The sequence below is a fragment of the Marinitenerispora sediminis genome (assembly GCF_003336425.1).
In the GTDB taxonomy this organism is placed as follows: domain Bacteria; phylum Actinomycetota; class Actinomycetes; order Streptosporangiales; family Streptosporangiaceae; genus Marinitenerispora; species Marinitenerispora sediminis.
The window spans coordinates 1-2,410 of sequence record NZ_QEIO01000284.1; the positions used below are offsets into that span (position 1 = coordinate 1).

2 protein-coding genes are annotated in these 2,410 nt (G+C 74.8%); both read left to right on the top strand.

Going from position 1 to position 2,410, the window contains the following annotated elements; translation table 11 throughout:
- The first annotated feature begins 85 nt into the window (after positions 1-85).
- Entirely contained in the window at positions 86-1,351 is a 1,266-nt protein-coding gene (locus DEF28_RS26270) for a beta-ketoacyl-[acyl-carrier-protein] synthase family protein (RefSeq protein WP_114446259.1), read from the top strand.
- The coding region (locus DEF28_RS26275; RefSeq protein ID WP_147281106.1) for a ketosynthase chain-length factor at positions 1,348-2,410 on the top strand (1,063 nt) is incomplete at its 3' end. The genes DEF28_RS26270 and DEF28_RS26275, both read left to right, overlap by 4 nt.

Below are 2,410 nucleotides of genomic sequence, written 5' to 3' on the forward strand. Positions count from 1 at the left end.
CCCTGCGCGCCGTGAGCACCAGCGACCCCAACCTCTACGTCCCCCGCCGCACCATCACCGCCGAACCCCCCGACCGGGAGCGGCCGTGAACCGCCGCCGCGTCGCGGTGACCGGAATCGGGGTCATCGCCCCCGGCGGCACCGGCACCGACGCCTTCTGGAAACGCATCGTCTCCGGCGCCCCCGCCACCCGGCTCATCACCACGTTCGACCCCGCCCCGTTCCGCTCCCGCGTGGCCGCCGAATGCGACTTCGAACCCGAGCAGGCCGGCCTCACCCCCCACGACGCCGCCCACCTCGACCGCGCCACCCAGTTCGCCCTCGCCGCCACCCGCGAAGCCCTCACCGACAGCGCGCTGCCCCGCACCCCCGACACCGCCCACCGCATCGGCGTCAGCCTCGGCAGCGCCGTCGGCTGCACCCGCAAACTGGAGTCGCAGTACCTCGCCATCAGCGACAACGGCCGCAGATGGCTGGTCGACCACACCCGCGGCTCCGACCGGCTCTACGACTACTTCGTGCCCAGCTCCATGGCCGCCGAGGTCGCCTGGCTCACCGGCGCCGAAGGCCCCGCCACCCTCGTCTCCGCCGGCTGCACCTCCGGCATCGACGCCGTCGGCTACGCCTGCGAACTCATCCGCGAAGGCACCGTGGACGCCGTGATCACCGGCGGCAGCGACGCCCCCATCGCCCCCATCACCGTCGCCTGCTTCGACGCCATCAAAGCCACCTCCCCCCGCAACGACGACCCCGAGCACGCCTCCCGCCCCTTCGACCGCACCCGCAACGGCTTCGTCCTCGGCGAGGGCGCCGCCGTCCTGGTCCTGGAGGACCTGGAGACCGCCCGCCGCCGCGGCGCCCGCGTCCGCGCCGAGATCACCGGCTTCGCCTCCCGCGGCAACGCCTACCACATGACCGGCCTGCGCCCCGACGGCCGCGAGATGGCCGCCGCCATCACCGCCGCCCTCAACGAGTCCCGGCTACCCCCGGCCGCCGTCGACTACGTCAACGCGCACGGCACCGCCACCCGGCAGAACGACCGCCACGAGACCGCCGCCATCAAACGCAGCCTGGGCGCGCACGCGCACCGCGTCCCGATCAGCTCCATCAAGTCGGTGATCGGCCACTCCCTCGGCGCCGTCGGCTCCATCGAGGTGGCCGCCAGCGTCCTGGCGATCGAACACGGCATCGTCCCGCCCACCGCCAACCTGTGCGACCCCGACCCCGAACTCGACCTCGACTACGTGCCCCTCACCGCGCGCGAGCACCGCGTCGACGTCGCCCTCACGGTCGGCAGCGGCTTCGGCGGCTTCCAGAGCGCGATGGTCCTCACCCGGGCGGAGGCGGCATGAGCACCACCGTCGTCACCGGCATCGGCGTCGTGGCCCCCACCGGCCTGGGCGCCGAGCGCTACTGGTCGCGCACGCTGCGCGGCCGCTCCGCCATCGGACGCATCAGCCGCCTGCGCACCAACCCCTACCCGGTCCGGGTCGCCGGCGAGGTCCTCGACTACGCCCCCGAGGAGCACGTCCCCAGCCGCCTGCTCCCGCAGACCGACCGGATGACCCAGTTCGCCCTCACCGCCGCCGACTGGGCCGTCCGCGACGCCGACGTGCGCCCCGGCGCGTTCTCCCCCCTCGACCTGGGCGTCATCACCGCCGCGTCCTCCGGCGGCTTCGAGTTCGGCCAGCGCGAACTCCAGCACCTGTGGGGAGAAGGCCCCGGCCACGTCAGCGCCTACATGTCCTTCGCCTGGTTCTACGCCGTCAACTCCGGCCAGATCTCCATCCGGCACGACATGCGCGGCCCCACCGGCGTCTTCGTCACCGAGCAGGCCGGCGGCCTCGACGCCGTCGCGCACGCCCGCCGCAAGGTCCGCCAGGGCACCCGCATCGTCCTCACCGGCGGCCTCGACGCCCCGCTGTCCCCCTACGGCATCGCCGCCCAGCTCGCCACCGGACTGCTCAGCCGCAGCGACGACCCCGCCACCGCCTACCTGCCCTTCCACCCAGACGCCGCCGGGTACGTCCCCGGCGAGGGCGGCGCCATCCTCGCCGTCGAGGACGCCGACCACGCCCGCCAACGCGGCGTCCACCCCTACGGCGAGATCGCCGGCTACGGCGCCGCCTTCGACCCCCGGCCCGGCAGCGGCCGCCCCAGCAACCTCGCCCGCGCCATCGAGAACGCCATCGCCGACGCCGGCCTCACCCCCCACGACATCGCCGTCGTGTTCGCCGACGCCGCCGCGGTACCCGACCTCGACCGCGACGAGGCCGCGGCGCTCGCCGCCGTCTTCGGCCCCCGCGGCGTCCCGGTCACCGCCCCCAAGACCACCACCGGGCGGATCTACGCCGGCGGCGCCCCCCTCGACCTCGTCGCCGCCCTCATGGCGCTGCGCGACGGCCTCATCC